The organism is Ruegeria sp. BHSB056, assembly GCF_059613305.1.
In genome coordinates, this window is record NZ_JBXWSG010000038.1 from 1 (window position 1) to 17,293 (window position 17,293).

The window sequence follows — 17,293 nt, forward strand, 5'->3', positions numbered from 1 at the left end:
GACCTGATCATAGTCCAGCATGTTGTCCTGCTGGCGCACGCCGTATTGCACGGCGTTGAACCACTTGCCCGACTGGTTGGGCCGCGCGCCGTGGGTCAGGTGGCCACCGGCGTCCAGGCTCATGCCCAGAATGGTGTCGCCGGGCTGGATCAGCGCCTGGAACACGCCCTGGTTGGCCTGGCTGCCCGAGTTCGGCTGCACATTGGCGAAACCACAGCCAAACAGCTGCTTGGCGCGGTCGATGGCCAGATTCTCGGCGATATCAACAAACTCGCAGCCCCCGTAATAGCGCCGGCCCGGGTAGCCTTCGGCATATTTGTTGGTTATCACCGAACCCTGCGCCTCCATCACGGCGGCAGAGACGATGTTCTCGGACGCAATCAGCTCGATCTCGTCGCGCTGACGACCCAGCTCAGACCGGATCGAGCCAAAAAGCTCAGGATCGCGGTCCGACAAGGACTGGGTAAAAAATCCATCTGTTCGATGCGGGGCGTTCACAGTTTTGATCTCCTGAAAATGGTTAGCCGGTCCAGCCAAGGCCAGCGGAAATGGCGTTCATGGATTGCAGCAGGGGCACGGGAACTGACCCTGCCTGCGGTTCGTTGCGGGCGTGTTGCAGCAGTTCGACCTGAAGAGCATGAATGCGGGCCAATTCGGCCTGTTTGCGGTCAAACCTCTCGCAAAGGCGGGGAAAGCGATGGCCGATGACCTGACCACCGGTCAGAAACCGGATCGCTTTGCAGGCACGATCGTATTCCGCCTTGATCACCTGCGATACACGTTGGCGGGTCTCGAAATCAGAGACCAATTCGCCATACTGCGCTGCGATTTCCATATCCGTCTGATAGAGCGATTTTTCCATCTCATCGACGGCAAGGCGGAACAGGCGGGAGTGTCGAAACATGTCGTGCAACACGTCATCACCGCGCGCGCCGCGAAACTTGCGAAAACTGGCCATGGCGGTGCCGAACCCGTACCAACCAGTAATCAGGTGACGGTTCTGCGACCACGCAAAGACCCATGGAATGGCCCGCAGGTCATCCAGGCTGGCCGCGCCGAACCGGCGGGTCGGACGGGACCCCATTTTCAGGCGGGCAAGTTCTTGGACAGGGCTCGCCTGCTGGAAATAGTCCAGAAAACCCGGCATCTGCAAAAGCGAGACATAGGCTGTCTGTGACAACTCTGACAAAGCATCCAATGCGTCATCGAATTCAGGCCGTGAAGGCGCCTCGTCAGGGGTCGCCGTATGGCGCATCGTGCTTGACAGCAACAACTCCAGATGCGCCGCAGCCGTGCCACGGTTGGCATATTTGGCCGAAACCACCTCGCCCTGTTCGGTCACGCGCAGCCGCCCGGCAACTGTTCCACTGGGTTGCGCGGCGATGGCGCGCCCGGTCGGTGCACCACCCCGGCTGACCGAGCCGCCGCGACCATGGAAAAACGTGGCCATGAAACCTTGCGAGGCCAGCGCCGAGACGATCCGGCGTTGGGCGCGCTCCAACTCCCATGTTGAGCAGAAATAGCCCCCGTCCTTGCCGCTGTCCGAATATCCCAGCATCACCTCGATTACCCGACCGTCGGTTTTGAGGCTGCGACGGGCAAGCGGGACAGCCAAAACGTCCAGCAGGATCGATGGGGCATTTCGCAAATCGGCAATCGTCTCGAACAATGGGACTACCGAAAGATCCAGAGTTTCGGACCCAAACCCGGCATAGCGGGCCAACAGGTAGATGCCGAGAATGTCGTCGGCCGAACGGGTCATGGACAGGATGAAGGGCCCTATTGCCTTGGGGTCCGGTCCCGATCGCACACCATGGACCAGAGCCAGAAGAGCAAGCAGTTCCCGCGCCTGATCGCTTAACGCATCGCGGTTTTGATAGGGCAGGTTCTGATCGGCCAGTTCGGTTCGCAAGCGGGCAGACCATTCGGCTGTGCCGTAAACCGGCACCTTTCCGCTATGCGACCAGATTTCGGCCAGAACGTCGGTTGTGACGGTCGAATTCTGGCGGATGTCCAGCGTTGTGGTCCGGAACCCGAAAACCGAAGCAGCCCGGCGCAGCGGACGGATATGCTGCCGCGCCAGAATATCCGCGTTGACCGCACATAAAGCGGTATCAAGCGTGTCGAGATCGCCTACGAATTGCGAGATGTGATCATATCCGTTGTTTGTCAGCCGATAACGAATGGCATTGAGTGCTTGCCTGAATGGTTCGTTCCGATTGCGCCCGGCGGTCGGGGCCCGGTCAACTATCGCTTGTACTTGCGTCCTGACAGGCTCAGGTATGGGCAATATCAGTGCGCTGATGCTCAACCTGCCCGCAGCACGTTCGAGAGCCTGGCGGTAAAGATCCAGAACTGTTTCGCGACCGCGTTTCAGCGCCAATGCGGTCATCTCGGTCGTGACATTCGGGTTGCCATCCCGGTCGCCACCGATCCAGCTGTGAAAGCGGATATCGGGTGTTTCGCTCAGCGTACGGCCCAGCACTTGCAGGCAGGCCTGATCGAAGCGACACATAACCTGCGGCACGGCGTCAAAGATTGCATCGCGGAAGAACTGCAACCCCCATTCGATCTCGTCGTGCAGGCTTGGGCGCGACAGGCGAAGTTCGCCGGTCAGCCACAAGAGATCAATCTCTCCCTCCAGACCATTCAACAATTCGGCGTGTTCGGTCGGAGTCCAGCGGTGCGTTTCAAGACTGACGAGGTTGCGGTAGATACGCCGGTGAATTTCCAGAACCGTTACCCGCTTGGCCTCGGTCGGATGCGCGGTCAGGGTGGGACCGGTACACAGGTCAGCGGTCAGCTTTTCCACCTGACTGTACGTCAGCGACAAGTCTGCCAGGGCTTCGGCAAAACCGCCTTCTACCGCTTCTGCGCCGTTTTGGGTTTCGGTCAGTCGACGGTCCCGAACTTCGGCGTTTTCATCGATGATGCGCAACAGTTGGAACCAGATCGAAAGGGCCTGCAAATACGGCGTTGCCTCGGGTCCCGTGGGAATGGGTTGCAGCGGCTTGGCCTCAGCCCATGCCGCCACATGTGGCGCCCGTTTCAGCAATATGTTCCGCCACAACGCCCGCAATTCCGAGCGCAACCCTTCGGCATAGCTCGAGGGGTTGGGGGTGGGCAGAATATTCGGGGCCAGCGCCTGCATCAGATCACGCGGTCCCGGGGTTCGCGACCTTCAAAGAAATCATTCAGGTTATCGAGAACCCGAAACCCCATCGCCTCGCGCGCTTCGCGGGTGGCGCTGCCCAGATGTGGCAGCATCACGAGGTTGTCGCATTGCAGCAGGTCCGGGCTGATACGGGGTTCACCATCGAACACGTCCAGCGCGGCCCCGCCGATCATCTCGAACATCAGGGCCTGGATCAGCGCCCATTCGTCGATCACCTCACCGCGCGCGGTGTTGATCAGAAAGGCATCAGGCTTCATCAGGCCGAGTCTGCGCGCGTTGATCAGATGCCGGTTGGCAGCCCCGCCGGGGCAATGCAGCGAGACGAAGTCGCATTGCGGTAGCAAGTCGTCAATCGAGGCCACCTGCGTTGCATTGCACCTGGCCAGCACGTCCGGCGCTATCTGACTGCGGTTGTAGACGAGGATGTCCATGCCGAAGCCATGATGCGCACGGCGGGCCATCTCTTGCCCGATGCGACCATAGCCGATGATGCCCAGCGTTTTGCCGCTGACCTTGGTTCCAACCAGATGCGTGGGCCGCCATCCGGTCCAGTTGCCGGACCGCAGCTCGCGCTCACCCTCGCCCGCGCGCCGCGCCACCATCAACAGCAGGGTCATGGCGATATCGGCGGTGCATTCGGACAAAACATCGGGCGTGTTGGTCACGGTCATGCCCAGCTCACGCGCCGACGGTTCGCAGATGTGGCTGTAGCCAACGCCGTAATTGGCCAGGATCTTGGTCTGCGCACCAGGGATGTCCATTGCCTCGGCGCTCAGTGTGTCCGTTACAGTTGGCAGCACCGCGTCATAAGTTTTCAAGGCTTGCCGGATTTCGGCCGGGGACATGGGTTTGTCCCCGGTGTTCAGAACGGCATTATAGGTCTCGGCCAGCTGCGCCTCGACGGCGGCAGGCCAGCGACGGGTCACAAGTACCGAGGGTTTGACCATCACGCGGCCTCCATCACACGGGCAATTGTTTCACCGATCACAGCGGGGTTTTCGGCAACGGTCACCCCGGCGGCGGACAGAATCTCGACCTTTTCGCTGGCGCTTTCGCCAAAGGCCGAAATGATCGCACCCGCGTGGCCCATGGTGCGGCCTTTCGGGGCGGTGAGACCCGCGACATAAGCAATCACCGGTTTGGTGATGTGGTCGCGGATGTACTCGGCTGCTTCAGCTTCCTGCGGGCCGCCGATCTCGCCGATCATGGCGATGACATGGGTGTCCTCGTCCTCTTCGAACCGCTGTAGGATGTCCTTGAAAGATGACCCGTTGATCGGGTCGCCACCAATCCCGACACTGGTCGAGACACCGATGCCGCGTTCTTTCAGCTGCGCCGCAGCCTCGTAGCCCAACGTTCCCGAGCGGCCGATGATGCCGACATGGCCGGGCAGATAGATGTGGCCCGGCATGATGCCCAGCAGCGCCTTTCCGGGCGAGATCGTACCGGCACAGTTCGGCCCGGTCAGCACCATGCGTTTCTCTTTCGGATAGCGGTACATGTACCGCTTCACCCGGATCATGTCCTGCGCCGGAATCCCGTCGGTGATACAGACACAGTAGCGGATACCGGCATCTGCGGCTTCCATAATTGAATCAGCCGCAAATGGCGGGGGTACGAAAACAAGGCTGGCATCCGCGCCGGTCGCCTCGACAGCCTGTTTGACGGTGTCAAAGACCGGAACACCTTCGACGGTTTCGCCACCTTTGCCGGGTACGACACCGCCCACGACATTGGTGCCATAGTTCAACATGTCCTTGGTATGGAACCGGGCCATGCGGCCGGTGATGCCCTGCACGATGACGCGCGAGTCACGGTCGAGAAGAATGCTCATTTCACAGCCCTCATCTTGGTGCCTTGAGTAAGGTCGTTTTTCCATGCGCCAACAGCGCGTTCTGCCGCCTCCATCAGCGTTGTGGCGCGAATGATCGGCAGGCCGGACTTGGCCAGAATCTTCTGACCCTCTTCGACGTTTGTCCCAGCCAGCCGCACGACGACGGGCAGATCGAGGTCAAGTTCCCGCAGCGCCTGAACGACGCCTTCGGCCACCCAGTCGCAGCGGTTGATACCGGCGAAGATGTTGACCAGAATGGCCTGAACATTGTCGTCCGACAGGACCAGACGAAACGCCTTGGCCACACGTTCGGGTGAGGCCCCACCGCCGATGTCGAGGAAGTTTGCAGGCTCGCCACCGGCCAGCTTGATCGTGTCCATCGTGGCCATCGCCAGACCGGCACCATTAACGATGCAGCCGATATTTCCGTCCAGCCCGACATAGGACAATCCGCGGTCGGCCGCGCGGCTTTCGCGCGGGTCTTCCTGGCTTTTGTCACGCAGTTCAGAGATTTGCGGATGGCGGAACAGGGCGTTGTCGTCAAAGCTCATCTTGGCGTCAAGCGCCAGAACCCGGTCGTCACCCGTGATGACCAACGGGTTGATCTCGACCATTGTCGCGTCCAGCTCGCTAAAGGCGGCGTAGCAGCCTTGCAATGTACGCACCATTTGCTGGATCAGCCTGGGTTCAAGCCCCAGGTTGAATGCGATCTCGCGCGCCTGAAATTCCTGAAGCCCAACCGCCGGTTCCACGATGGAGCGGACGATGCTTTCCGGGCGGTCAGCCGAGATATCCTCGATCTCCATCCCGCCCTCGGACGAGGCCACGATCATCACCCTTTGGCTGGACCGGTCGAGGACAAAACCCAGATAGATCTCGCGGTCAATCGGCACGGCGGCTTCGACATAGACGCGATAGATGCCTTTGCCTTCGGGGCCGGTCTGATGCGTGACCAGCTTGCGGCCAAACAAATCATCGCAGGCCTGATAGATTTCGTTTTCGGTGTTGCACAGCTTGACCCCTCCGGCCTTGCCGCGACCGCCTGCATGGACCTGCGCCTTGACGATCCATTTGTCACCACCCAGCTCACGCGCCCGGTAGGCCGCTTGTTCCGGACTGTAGGCCAGTGCGCCGGACGGTATGGCGACACCGAAATTCGAAAGAATTTCCTTTGCCTGGTATTCGTGAATATCCATCTGATCCGCTCCTGTTTATGCAGCGATTGAGGTGCCGTAACGGCTTTCCAGCAGGTCTTCGATTGCGTCTTGGTCGACCGTTCCGCCCAGCTCTCGGATGGCTTCGGCGAACAGGCGCACGATCCGGCTGACGGCGTCGCGGTTCAATTGGTTGAGGATGCCGATGCGCACCTGCACGGGTGCGCTGAGGGTCGGCCAGATGCCAAACCCGCGCGAGCGGCAGTTCTGGACCAGTTCCATCTCGCGGCCAGCCAGTTCCGGGGGCAGGTTCAGCACGATCAGGCTGGGCATGTCGGAGGTGACCTCGCAGCCCATTTCGGTGACGGCGTCCCGCAGTACTTTCTCGTGTGTCTTGTACGACGCGGACCGCTTGGCCAGACTTTCCTGAAGGGTCAGGCGCAGGGATTCATGGAAGGCCGCAACGGCGTAGCCCGAATGGGTGCGGTGATAGGTGCCCTTTTCAACATCCTGCCCATCGACAATGCCCCAATGGCGGGCCTCAAAGATGGGATTGTGCACATAGGTATAAGCGCCGGTGGTTCTGAGTGACGCGATATAGGCGTCGGTAAAGCTGACAGGGGCATAGGTCAGCGGAAGGCAACACAGACCTTTCTGCGGGCAGGACGCCCATCCGGCGATGCCCGGATAATCATCTATCGAGAAGTCATCGACGCCCAGAGACGACACCGCATCAATCAGACCCATCACGTCATGACGTTCGCACGCGTCGGAAAATCCGCGCAGGTCATTGATGCGGCCCGATCCGGTTTCCCAATGCGCCATGAAAGCCCATTTCGGTTTGTGCTGCGCGAGCGTCGCCTCGACCAGATCACCGGTGACAGGCTGGCCGTGCGGAACCTCGATCACGGTGACGCTGGCAGCCTGAGGCGCCATCGGGTTGGCGGCATGTTCTTCGGGCGTCGCCGCCTTGATCCGCAGGGTCAGCGCGTCGATCCCCGAGAATGTGCCGTTGGCAAAAGCAACGACCTTGTCGCCTGGCATGACAGCCGAAAACATGGTGTCCAGGGCGCTCCAACCGGTGCCGGCAACAGCAAAGGTATAGGCGTTTTGGGTACCCCAGATTTTCCGCAGCATGTGCTTGCATTCGACCATCCCTCTAAGAACGTCCCCCTGCATGTGATCGGCAACGCCTGCATTGGCAAAGGCCTTGAGGACGCGGGCATCCGTGTTACCCGGCCCCGGCCCCGCAGCGAGGGTCTGAGGGATTTCGAGCGGAGGGAAAATCTGAAAAGTCATGGTCTGGCATCCTCGGCTGTTGGCCGGGCATTGCGGCCCGTTGTGTCAAGTTACCGAGCAGGAAACGCGAGCTTGCCTTATGACGCAACGTAACTTACTACTGCTTTTGGATGGCCAATAGGATGGGGCAGTACCTACCCGTTTTGGTAAAAATACGAAGGTATACAAAGAAATGACCTATCCTTATGGGTAGGTTTTTCCGGAATCGGGGCAAAATCATATGGTTGAGACACCGAACAAACCCATCGACATCATGCTGGCGGACGGCAACCCGCTGGTTCTGTCGGCCATGTCCGAAATATTCGAGCGGGACCCCCGATTCTCGCTGATGGCCACGTCAGCAACGGCCGAAGGGTTTCTGGGAACGGTGATGCGGGTTCCCGTTCAGGTTGGTGTCGTCGACTGGACACTTCCGGTTTTGGGGGCCGCCAAACTGATTGAGGTTCTGCGCGATCAGCCCAACGCCCCGCGCTTTGTCGTTTATGGCGACACTGTCGGCGATGTCCCGCGATTGGCGATGCAGGCGGGTGCGGCTGGATTTGCCGCCCGCACGGGCGAGGTTGAGGGTCTGCTGGAAACCTGCGCCAAAGTTGCAGCGGGTAAGATGGTATTCCCGTTCATCGATATCCGGAAGATGCAACAGGACCCAATCCAGAGTCTGTCGCGTAAGGAACGCGCAATTCTGGAGGCGCTGGCCCAAGGAATGTCGAACCGGGACCTGTCGAAGGAACTTCAGATTTCGACAAACACGGTCAAGTTTCACCTGTCCAACATCTACGAAAAACTGAGTGTCAAAAACCGCACGCAGGCCATTGCGTATTTCTATTCGTCTCAGCAGTCACGAAACTAGACCAAAGGCGATTTGGATGCCGGTGTTTCCGGGCAGGTTATTCGTCCAACTCTGACCAATTCTGGATACCGTCAGCAGCAAGAGACACGGTGCTTGTCCTGAGCGCTTTGCCGCGCGTGGCGGTAGGCACAACCCTGCGTTGCTTCCGCGAATCCCCCAAACATGTTACCTTGGGTCACCTTTAATGATTTGACTTCTTTTTCTGACATCTCGTTTTTTTCAGCTCTTTCTCGAGAGGTGACGTTCATGTCCGACTCCAGCAGTGAGCCCCCGCGCATAACGCTGTCCATACCAAATCTTCGGCCAAACCCATCGATATCAGCGGAAATTTCCGGCACTGTCGCGGCTGGTGCGCACAGCGTTGAGGATCAGAAGCGGGTTGAGGCGGAAAAGCTCAAGGCATTGCGCCGCGGCGTCGGAATTGAGCTGTCCACGGAAGTGATCAACGATCTGGTCGACCGGCGTGTTCAGTCGACAAGCGCGGTTTTTCGCCAGCTTGCAACCATTCGCGAAGATCTGGCCGGAGGCTTTCTGGGGGCGGTCGTTCCCGCCCTTGCCCCGAAACTGCGGGGGGAACTGATCAACCCGGACGGGACCCCTGCCGAACGCGTGATCGTCGAGGTCCTGCGCCCCACCTTTACCGCCAATGAAGGGATCGACAATGCGGATTTCTCGTGGGCTGTCAAAGCCGCCGTCACGGACGCGCGCGGTCTCTTCTCGGTTGATCTGCCCAATCTCCGCCTGCCGCAGAACGGCCTGCGGTTGCGGATCAGGGGTCAAAACACCACCCTGACAGAAGCCGTGCCGCGCGTTGACGCGCTGGACGGCGAAATGGGTCTTGTGGTGCTGGATCGCACGCTCCTCCCTTTGCAGCGTTCGATCGTCGGTGAGCTGGCCGATATCTTGCCTGTGGATCCCGAGGATGCTGAAGAAAACATATCCGATTTCACCGGTTCACAGGCCCCTATCGTGCTGGGCGAGGGCGATTGCGCGTCGGAGTACCGAACCGAAGGCGGCACGGTTTCACGGCGGCGCTATTCGGTTCTGTACCGACTGATTGATCCGCTCGTCGGGCCCAAGAATATCGTTCGAACGCGCCCCGTAGGCGGTGGCCGCTTTGTGACGACTATTCCGGGTACAACCTTTGCTCAGGCCAATCTGTCAGCCGAAACGCTTCTGGCCGCGTTCAACAATGACGGGGGTGATTGGGATTTTCGGGACCGAATTCCGATTGATGAACCCATTGATATTGAAGACTTCTTTGAAGATCTTGAAGAACGGCCGCAGGATGTGCCCAAAGCGTCGAGCCTTGCGCTTGGGTATATTGCCAAGATGCGGTCGACGGCTGTCCACGCTGGCATGTCTTTGGGTCGGCTGGTCTATTCCCTACCGCTTGCCCCGGGAGAAGAGCAGCGGATTGTCGTGTCGGAACAGCGCGAAACACTGAGCGTACGTGAACGAGAAAGCCTGACATTTGAAGAGCAACAGGAATTCGAGGAAGCCCGCAACACGTCCTTTGACAGTACGTTTGAAAGCGCGCTGGATGAGGTGATTCAGGGCACGTCTTCTTTTTCGACCCGCGCATTTTCAAAAAGCTTCGGGGGCGCAGGTGGCGTTGGTGGCGGCCTGTTCGGAGGCATCGGGGCCATCGTCGGCGGCGTGGGCTTCAGCGGCGCACGGTCCAGTTCGAATTCTTCCGGCAATTCGTCCAACACGCAGAACACGTCGCGCGATTTTCTGTCCGACACCCATGAGACATTCTCTGCCGCGCTTGAACGGGCGGCTTCGGTCAAGCGTAACTCGGCACGGACCAGTGTGCGCACTGCAACTGCGACGGATCGGCGGACGGCCACAACGAAATTCGTGGCCAACCGCAATCATTGCCACGCAATGACCATGCAATGGTTCGAAGTTCTGCGCGACTTTTCCCTGGAAACGCGTATCGAGGGCGTGCAGCTGGTGGTCTTTGTGCCCATGCAACTCATCCGCTTCCGCCGTCTGGGGCAAGGCGATCAGTTGCCGGGCAATGTCACCCGGTCCGGATTGCTGAGCCGGTACAAGGTCATCCTGCGCCATGCCGAAGTGTTCCGGCGCGTGTTCCGAAACCGCCGCAGATTCCGCAGCGCACTGAAGCTGCTGGAAGAGTTTTATGCAGACAAGGATGCAACACCGCAGAACGCGCCCGGCGTCGCACAGGACATCGTCAGTTTCGAGGCGCAGGGCACGTTCATGCCCAACGATGACATTTCTGTCGTGATCTTCACGCAGGATGGCGACCGGGTCGGACCTGTGCCGCTGACCGGATCGCCGATAGACATCGACAACCTGCATGACCTGCCAGCGGAAACACGCGAGAACCTGCTTGTCCGGCTGGCTGATGCGCGGCGTGATCCGACCAAGCGCCGGACCTATACCGGCTCTGTTGCTTTGCCCCGTTCGGTCGAGCGGTCGGATATCGCCCGTGTCGAGCTGCGCAGGCGGACGGGTTCGTTTGCCTATTCGTTCTACACCGGTCCTGATCCCATCAACATTTTCAACATCTGGGAACATCTGGCCAATCTGGAAGATGCCGACGATCTGGATCGGGCCACCCGCAATATCAACCGCAGTCTTCGCACCACGATCTCGGGCTCGGACTTTGACGATCTGGTAGGACCGCCCATGGTCAGCGAGTTTGAGGCGCGTATGAACGAAAACGCCCAGACCGTTGTTGATGACAATACGTTCCAGGCGTTGCCTGCCACCCTACCCTATTCCGTGCAGGAAGTGCCGGACGTTCTGTCACGCCGGGATCTGCGCCGCATCGAAGAAATGTACCAGCATGTTGTGGCCAACACCGTTCGCTATTCCCGCGTGATCTGGGCCAGCATGACGGACGAAGAACGTGCGATCCTGCTGGAGCGTTTCACCATCGGGGTACCGGAAGGCGGGCTGGACGATGCCTCAAGCGAGATATCGCTGCTCAGTACCGTTCAGAACAAGGTGCTCGGGTTCTATGGCAATGCCATGATCATGCCCTTCTCGATCCCGCCCGATCTGGCCGACCGGATGGAGATGCGGACCGGTGATATTCAGGACAGTCTTCTGGCCTTCCACCGCGAGGATTTCCGGCCACCGCGCCGCACGATCTCGCTGCCGACCAGGGGCCTGTTGGGCGAGGCCGTTCTGGGCCGCTGCAATTCCTGCGAGATGATCGACCATCGCCGCTTCTGGAACTGGCAGGACAGCCCGACACCGCCACCGGTTGGCGACGCGCCGGTCCTGCCTGCTGACAGTGACGCCATCTTTGGTACACGTGCGCCGTCAGACCTGCCGAACAACCAGCCTTCGAACACGCTGACCATTGCAGGGGGCGACATTGGCACCGGCCAGGCTGTGCCCACGTCGCAATTGGCCGAAATCCTCAAGGCTGCGCCCGATCTTGCGCGGGCGGGAACTGATCTGACAGGCCTGAAGGAGTTGCAGGCGCAACTGGCGCTTGAAACGCAATCGGTCGCCGCCGGTCGGGACAAGGCCATCGACACGGCGACGGATCTGACCAAGGAGCTGGTTGGAAAGGCCACGGAACTTGCGGGTAAAGGTCAGGAAATCGCTGCCGCCCGCAAAGAGGAAGAGGCCAAGAAGGCCGCCGCTGACAAGAAGGCATTCGACGCCAGCAATGCCGCCAAGATCAAGGGGTTTGAGGATATCGCCAAGAACGCTTCGGGTGTTTCCGCGCTGATCGGTGGGCAACCGGATGGTAACCGGGTCGGTTTCGTTCAAAACCTGTTCAAGGATTTCCCCGGCGGGGCTACGGCTTTGGCCAACCCGTCCAACACGCTGCTTCTGGCCAAGCTTTTCGGGGCCTTCACCAAGGCAAATGCGGATGCTGATGACGGCAGCGCGACCAAGGCCGGCAGCCAGTCGGTGCTGGATTTCCTCAATGGCCTGAACGCCCCTGCGGAGGACGATAATGACTGACACGAGCACAAATGTGACGGACAAACCGGGAATTGATGAAAGCCTTGCCGAGGCGATCATCAACATCCTTGAAACGACCAACTCTCCAGCGATCCAGCGTGCCCGTGAGGTGATTGCCCATAGGCTGGCCATTGCGGGCGATATTGCCCCTTCGCGCATCCCTGCGCCGCGCAACATCACCGAGATCGGCGGCTATATCAATCTGCTGAGCGAGTATGGTGAGGCCGAACAGCGCGCACGCATGATCGCGGCCGCTTTGGGTATCGCGGGACCGCAGATTTCGCTGCCGCAGCCGGGTGCCGTTCCGCCGATGTCTTTCATCACTCGCGACGGTGCAAGGCCGGTTGGTCCGCAGCAGGCCAGTTTTCCGCTGAGCTACACGATACGCAGTGATTTCGTTCCGGCCTTCGACAATGCGTTGCAGGAGATCGCGATACGTGGCGGTGCGGTGCCGATCCTGACACCTGTCAGGGTCCTGCCGGTCGCCGGATCAGGCCCTGTGACCGACGGCATCGCACAGCTGGCTTTGATCGGTCGAACCCTCAGCCTGGCACCAACCGCGGCGCTGCATGCCGTGGCCACCGACCCGCTGTCGCTCAGCCGTCCGACTGCGGGTGGCGGGTTCGAGGTTCTGGCACGGGTCATCGACGCCGCCGCCCCGATTGCCGGGACCATCGCGGCGGCAGACTGGACAAGCTGGGAATGCGATGCTGCTGCCTGTTCCGAGGTTGACAGCAACGATGCGCGCTTTGCCCTTTCACCGATCCTGAATGCGGCCGGTTGGCACCAGGCGGCTGATCCCGGCAATCCCAACAGCCTGTCCGATCCCGGCAGCTGGGCCGCGTGGCAGAACATCACCGGGCTTGTACCCGGCGTCACACGGTTCGCGGATGAGCTGCAATTGCTGTACCCTGCCGAGATGCTCATCACCTCGCCGGTTTTTAACCAACTGGACAATGTCTGGACGGGAAGCGCCTTCGCCGCGCCATAGGACCCCCCTGCGGACGCAGCAAAGTGATTTGGCGGCACTTGGCTTTTGGGGTTACGCTTGAACAGGAGGGCCGCCATGCAAAACCCGGAACGTTTCGAAAAATTCTACTTTGCCAAAGTTGGCATGGGCGAAGCCTGCGGTTGCGCCGAGCGCATCATCGACGTTTTCGAGTTCAACCGAAAAGGTGGCGCGCAGTCGAAACACCCGGTGAAACAGGACCGGCGCAGACGTCTGTCGTTTCGGGCATGGGCGGTCAGATATGGGCTTATGAGCCGAAAGCGGCACGGCTGAACCCGGATTGGTCCTGTCAGACAGCAACCAGTTTTCCGTCTCGCAAATCCAGCGCATCCGGTGCCAGTTCGGCGCGGAAGGCCGGGGAATGGCTGACAAGAAGGATCGCTTGCGGCAATGCCCGGAGGATTTCCAGCAGCCGGGCCTCGTTTCGTGGGTCCAGCGCGTTGGTGGGTTCATCAAGCAGCAGAACCTCGGGCTCCATCGCCAGAACGGTCGCCAGCGTAACCAGCCGTTTTTCACCCCCTGACAATTTGTGGGTGATGCGGCTCTTCAGATGCATCAGGTCCAGATCACCCAACACGTTTTCTACGATGGCTAGCGCTTCGTCGCGTGTTCTGCCCAGGTTGAGTGGGCCAAAGGCGATATCCTCGGCGACGGTCGGGCAGAACAGTTGATCATCCGCATCCTGAAACACAAGGCCCACCCGGCGGCGTACGTCGTGAAAATCGGCCTCTTGCACCCTTTGCTGACCAAAGATCGTGACCGTGCCGGACCGTGGGCGCTGCAAGCCAAGCGTGATACGCAGCAAGGTCGATTTTCCCGCCCCGTTCGGGCCCGTCAGCGACAGGCGTTGACCGGCGGACAGGCTGAGGCTGGCACCATCCAGAACGGGTGGCTGACCGGGGTAGGCAAAGCAGATATCTTCAAGCGCAATCAGTGCCATGCAAAATCCAGTATGATCAGACCCGCGCAAAGAGCACCAAGGCCTGCGGCAAAAACAATGTCCCTTCGGGTCAGGGCAAAATCCTGAAGAAGCAGCATACGGCCTGAAAACCCCCGGCATTTCATCGCATCAAGTATGCGTTCGGATCTTTCGATCGCGCGCACCAGCATCATGCCCACGAGATAGCCAAAGCTGCGATAGGTGTGCCAGTTTGTTGCCGGGCGAAAGCCGCGCACTTTCATAGCCGCGCGCAGGCGCAGGTATTCTTCCCGCAGAACCTCGATATAGCGGATGGTGAACATCAGAAGGTGAACCAGCTTTTCGGGGCAGCGTAGGCGGTGCAAGGCGTGGCCAAGCGTAACCGGCTCCATCGTGCCGACCAGCACCATAAGGGACAGGATGACCGCGTTGGCCGTCAGGGCGATCTCGACCGCTTTCCAGAAACCCTGCCAGCTTGCAGGAAACCCCCAGAGTGTGAACATCGGGTCGCCGGGCATGGAGAATGGCAACAGCACCAGCATGAAAAGGATGAACCCATCCATCATGGCCATGCGTTTCAACGTTTTCCGCCAGGGCAGACGCGAGGCGGCAAGAAGCGAAAGGGACACCGCCAAAGCCGCGCACAGCGCTGTCAGCGAGGACACCGCGACAGTCACCACCGCGAAGACAACCGCCATGACGATCCGCATCCTTGGATCAAGCGGGTTGATCGCGCCGCGCCGCTGCGCGCCCGCTTTGACCAGCGTGCTTTCCTGTTGCCCCAGAACGTGCGCCATCAGGCCGCCAGCTTGCGGCGTGCCGCAAAGTAAAAGCCCAGACCAAACAGACCGACGATATATCCGATCCCACCCAGAACATTTTGCAGGTCATTTTGTTCGCGGTAAGCCGCTATTTCCCGACGCAGCGGGCGCAGCTCATCCCGAACGGCCCTGGCAATGACCTGTTGTTGTTCTGTGCTGAACACCGCCACTGTCTGGGCAGGTGCGTTTGTCGGCGCGGTGTCGGGATCCGCTTCAACGCCCATGATCCGGGCGACATCCGCAGCGGGCATGGTGACCTCGGCCACATGCCCGGCACCAAGGTTTGCAAAGAAAGTATGGGCTACCGGCGCGTTTGGCGTGTAGATAAAGAACCCGTCTGCATCCGTGAGGATACGGCCCAGCTCGGCTCCGTCCGGGCCTTTGACGATGACCTCGGTATCGCTTGCCATGTCGCCGTTGGAAAAGCCGATTTCGCCTTCGATGGCGTCACCGGATTCAAACACTCCGGCTATGACCTTATGCGCCAAGGCAGGTACGGGTGCGCAGCTCAGCGCCAGAACGATCGCCAGGTACCTCACGCGACCGCTCCTTTGACAAAAAGCTCGGGCTTGACCTTGCGCGCCAGCAAAACCGCGAACCCGGTCAGGATTGCCTCAATCGCCATGACAGGAATATGTGCAAAGAAAACAAGCTTGGCCGCAGGCAGGAAGGCATCCCCGGACAAGGCCAGAGAAAATGCAACCATGCCGGTTGTGGCGGCAATGGCAAAGGCACCACCGACCCCGCCCCATATCGCACCTTGCAGAGGTGAGCCGTGGGCGATCAGGCGGCTAAAGACCAGTCCGGCCAAAACCGCGGGCAACGCGATGTTCAGGGTGTTGATCCCCAGTACGGTCAACCCGCCAAAGCCAAAGAAGACGGCTTGCAGCAAAAGCCCGACGAACAGGGCCGGGAATGCGGCCCAGCCCAGCAAAAGCCCGGCCATGCCGTTGAGGATCAGATGCACTGACGAAGGGCCAATCGGCACATGGATCAGCGATGCCACGAAAAAGCTGGCCGACAGCACCCCCGCCGTGGGGATGCGATCAAGATCCAGCGACCTAAGGCCCATGGCAATCCCACCCGCCGCAGCGACGGCTCCGCCGATCACGACCGGGTTGGACAAGGCTCCGTCAACGATATGCATCTACGATTACTCCAAATCCCATGCGCGGATCCAGATGACCGCGTCCTGGCTGAGTTCTTTGCCGTTGTGTTCGGTCACGGGACCGGCACCGAGTGCGGCAAATCCCCAATATCCGGCTTTTGGAACGCCGAACGTGAAATACCCGTTATCATCCGAAATTGCGACCAATGTGCCGCCCGGCATCGGTGAGACGGTCGGGGCCGAGGCGGCCGCGCTTTCCATGTCCGGTTCTGCGGCCATGTACTCGATCTCGATCTCGGCACCCGCAACCGGTTGGCCTTCGGCCATCACCCGACCCGTAAAGGTCGACCCCGCGATAATGTTGGTCGGTTTGTTGAGCGGGATGATCTCAACCGGCAGGCCCACCGGGTTCATCCAGTCGGTCGGCAGTTCGTTGCGGTTCAGGAACGCCTTGGCGATCTGCTGGATATAGATATCCTCGGATTCCTCATAATAGGGCTGGGGAACAGTCACCAACACATAGTCGCCCGACCGTTTGACGGGAACATAACCCTTGAATGCCGCGCCTTCGTTTTCGCCACCGGTGAAACGTACGGGTTCCAGGGTATCCAGCAGATCGGTTTTCTGACCGTTGTGGATCACGTAGAATTCCTGCGGCTTGTCCAGATCCATGACATGCCCGTTCGAGAACGGATGCCAAAAGATCAGCTTGACCGGAACATTCCCCGGTGCGTCGATCATGGTGTCAGCGGTGTATTCCAGCAGGAAATGCGCATTTGCCATCGCTGGAAGCGCTATCGCCACAGCGGCTGCGGAAAGCAGCTTGGTCATCAATAGTCGTCCTTATCCCATCGCACCAACCCCGGTACGAGATGCGTTTTGACTGCGGGGATGTCCAAGCTAAGCTGCTTTTTCAAGCATCCTGCTCCGACGCACATCCCGTCGCCGATTAGGAGTGCCCTTGTCAAAGGCACATGTCCGGCAGGTATCCTGACTTGCGGGTCAAAGCGTTGGGCTGGCCTTCCCGGGTTAACACCAGTGGCACTTCAGCCCTGCTCGCCGCTTACAGTTGCGGGTGCAGTTGCGGAATTGGGCCAAAGCCCGCACCGCATTCCCTATTGATTCCAGAGCACGCCCCGGAACCGGACATGCCGAGCGGCTTGC

16 protein-coding genes and 1 riboswitch are annotated in these 17,293 nt (G+C 59.9%); of the genes, 4 read left to right on the forward strand and 12 right to left on the reverse strand.

The features are described from left to right. The 6 genes from AC2FND_RS11090 to AC2FND_RS11115 all read right to left on the reverse strand — a co-directional run. Positions 1–498, reverse strand: a 498-nt coding sequence (locus tag AC2FND_RS11090; RefSeq protein ID WP_496769725.1) for a PLP-dependent aminotransferase family protein, incomplete at its 3' end; no start/stop codon positions are given. Between the two features lie 22 nt (positions 499–520). Beyond that, a complete protein-coding gene (locus tag AC2FND_RS11095) occupies positions 521–3,151 on the reverse strand; it encodes a phosphoenolpyruvate carboxylase (protein WP_496769726.1) in 2,631 nt (876 codons plus the stop codon). Continuing rightward, on the reverse strand, positions 3,151–4,122 hold the full coding sequence (locus AC2FND_RS11100; RefSeq protein WP_496769728.1) for a 2-hydroxyacid dehydrogenase: 972 nt from the start codon (positions 4,120–4,122) through the stop codon (positions 3,151–3,153). Before AC2FND_RS11100 ends, AC2FND_RS11095 begins: the two co-directional genes overlap by 1 nt. Then, a complete protein-coding gene (sucD, locus tag AC2FND_RS11105) occupies positions 4,122–5,009 on the reverse strand; it encodes a succinate--CoA ligase subunit alpha (protein WP_209508187.1) in 888 nt (295 codons plus the stop codon). Before sucD ends, AC2FND_RS11100 begins: the two co-directional genes overlap by 1 nt. Next, the gene (locus AC2FND_RS11110; RefSeq protein ID WP_267365650.1) at positions 5,006–6,205 is read right to left on the reverse strand and encodes a malate--CoA ligase subunit beta; all 1,200 of its coding nucleotides are present in this window, start codon (positions 6,203–6,205) and stop codon (positions 5,006–5,008) included. The genes sucD and AC2FND_RS11110 overlap by 4 nt, the downstream gene beginning before the upstream one ends. A gap of 15 nt (positions 6,206–6,220) precedes the next feature. Beyond that, the gene (locus AC2FND_RS11115; protein ID WP_496769731.1) at positions 6,221–7,462 is read right to left on the reverse strand and encodes a pyridoxal-phosphate-dependent aminotransferase family protein; all 1,242 of its coding nucleotides are present in this window, start codon (positions 7,460–7,462) and stop codon (positions 6,221–6,223) included. A 220-nt stretch (positions 7,463–7,682) separates the two neighbouring features. Between AC2FND_RS11115 and AC2FND_RS11120 the strand changes: the two genes are divergently transcribed. Next, positions 7,683–8,312: a response regulator transcription factor gene (locus AC2FND_RS11120; protein ID WP_496769733.1), complete on the forward strand. Its 630-nt coding sequence runs from the start codon at positions 7,683–7,685 to the stop codon at positions 8,310–8,312. A 71-nt stretch (positions 8,313–8,383) separates the two neighbouring features. On the opposite strand, the gene AC2FND_RS11125 is transcribed toward AC2FND_RS11120, so the two are convergent. Further along, on the reverse strand, positions 8,384–8,560 hold the full coding sequence (locus AC2FND_RS11125; RefSeq protein WP_480539983.1) for a hypothetical protein: 177 nt from the start codon (positions 8,558–8,560) through the stop codon (positions 8,384–8,386). Between AC2FND_RS11125 and AC2FND_RS11130 the strand changes: the two genes are divergently transcribed. The 3 genes from AC2FND_RS11130 to AC2FND_RS11140 all read left to right on the forward strand — a co-directional run bounded on the left by AC2FND_RS11130 (position 8,559) and on the right by AC2FND_RS11140 (position 13,554). Further along, a complete protein-coding gene (locus tag AC2FND_RS11130; RefSeq protein ID WP_496769735.1) occupies positions 8,559–12,272 on the forward strand; it encodes a hypothetical protein in 3,714 nt (1,237 codons plus the stop codon). The genes AC2FND_RS11125 and AC2FND_RS11130 overlap by 2 nt on opposite strands. After that, entirely contained in the window at positions 12,265–13,263 is a 999-nt protein-coding gene (locus tag AC2FND_RS11135; RefSeq protein WP_496769737.1) for a hypothetical protein, read from the forward strand. The genes AC2FND_RS11130 and AC2FND_RS11135 overlap by 8 nt, the downstream gene beginning before the upstream one ends. 75 nt (positions 13,264–13,338) lie before the next feature. Next, positions 13,339–13,554 carry a hypothetical protein gene (locus AC2FND_RS11140; RefSeq protein ID WP_267367721.1) on the forward strand — a complete coding sequence of 72 codons (216 nt, stop codon included), beginning with the start codon at positions 13,339–13,341 and terminating at the stop codon, positions 13,552–13,554. 16 nt (positions 13,555–13,570) lie between these two features. Here AC2FND_RS11140 and AC2FND_RS11145 read toward each other — a convergent pair whose 3' ends face one another. From AC2FND_RS11145 to AC2FND_RS11165, 5 genes are read right to left on the reverse strand one after another with little or no spacing between them, the layout of a single operon-like run. Continuing rightward, positions 13,571–14,221 carry an energy-coupling factor ABC transporter ATP-binding protein gene (locus AC2FND_RS11145; RefSeq protein ID WP_496769739.1) on the reverse strand — a complete coding sequence of 217 codons (651 nt, stop codon included), beginning with the start codon at positions 14,219–14,221 and terminating at the stop codon, positions 13,571–13,573. Then, a complete protein-coding gene (gene cbiQ / locus AC2FND_RS11150) occupies positions 14,212–14,997 on the reverse strand; it encodes a cobalt ECF transporter T component CbiQ (RefSeq protein ID WP_496769741.1) in 786 nt (261 codons plus the stop codon). The genes AC2FND_RS11145 and cbiQ overlap by 10 nt, the downstream gene beginning before the upstream one ends. Beyond that, on the reverse strand, positions 14,997–15,560 hold the full coding sequence (locus tag AC2FND_RS11155) for a NikL family nickel/cobalt ECF transporter subunit (RefSeq protein ID WP_496769743.1): 564 nt from the start codon (positions 15,558–15,560) through the stop codon (positions 14,997–14,999). The genes cbiQ and AC2FND_RS11155 overlap by 1 nt, the downstream gene beginning before the upstream one ends. After that, positions 15,557–16,168, reverse strand: coding sequence for a cobalt transporter CbiM (gene cbiM / locus AC2FND_RS11160; protein WP_209508206.1), 612 nt, complete (start codon positions 16,166–16,168; stop codon positions 15,557–15,559). Before cbiM ends, AC2FND_RS11155 begins: the two co-directional genes overlap by 4 nt. 6 nt (positions 16,169–16,174) lie before the next feature. Then, positions 16,175–16,960, reverse strand: a complete 786-nt coding sequence (locus tag AC2FND_RS11165; RefSeq protein WP_496769745.1) for a DUF4198 domain-containing protein — start codon at positions 16,958–16,960, stop codon at positions 16,175–16,177. Positions 16,961–17,092: 132 nt separating this feature from the next. Further along, a riboswitch (cobalamin riboswitch) is annotated at positions 17,093–17,291 on the reverse strand. Between the last annotated feature and the right edge of the window lie 2 nt (positions 17,292–17,293).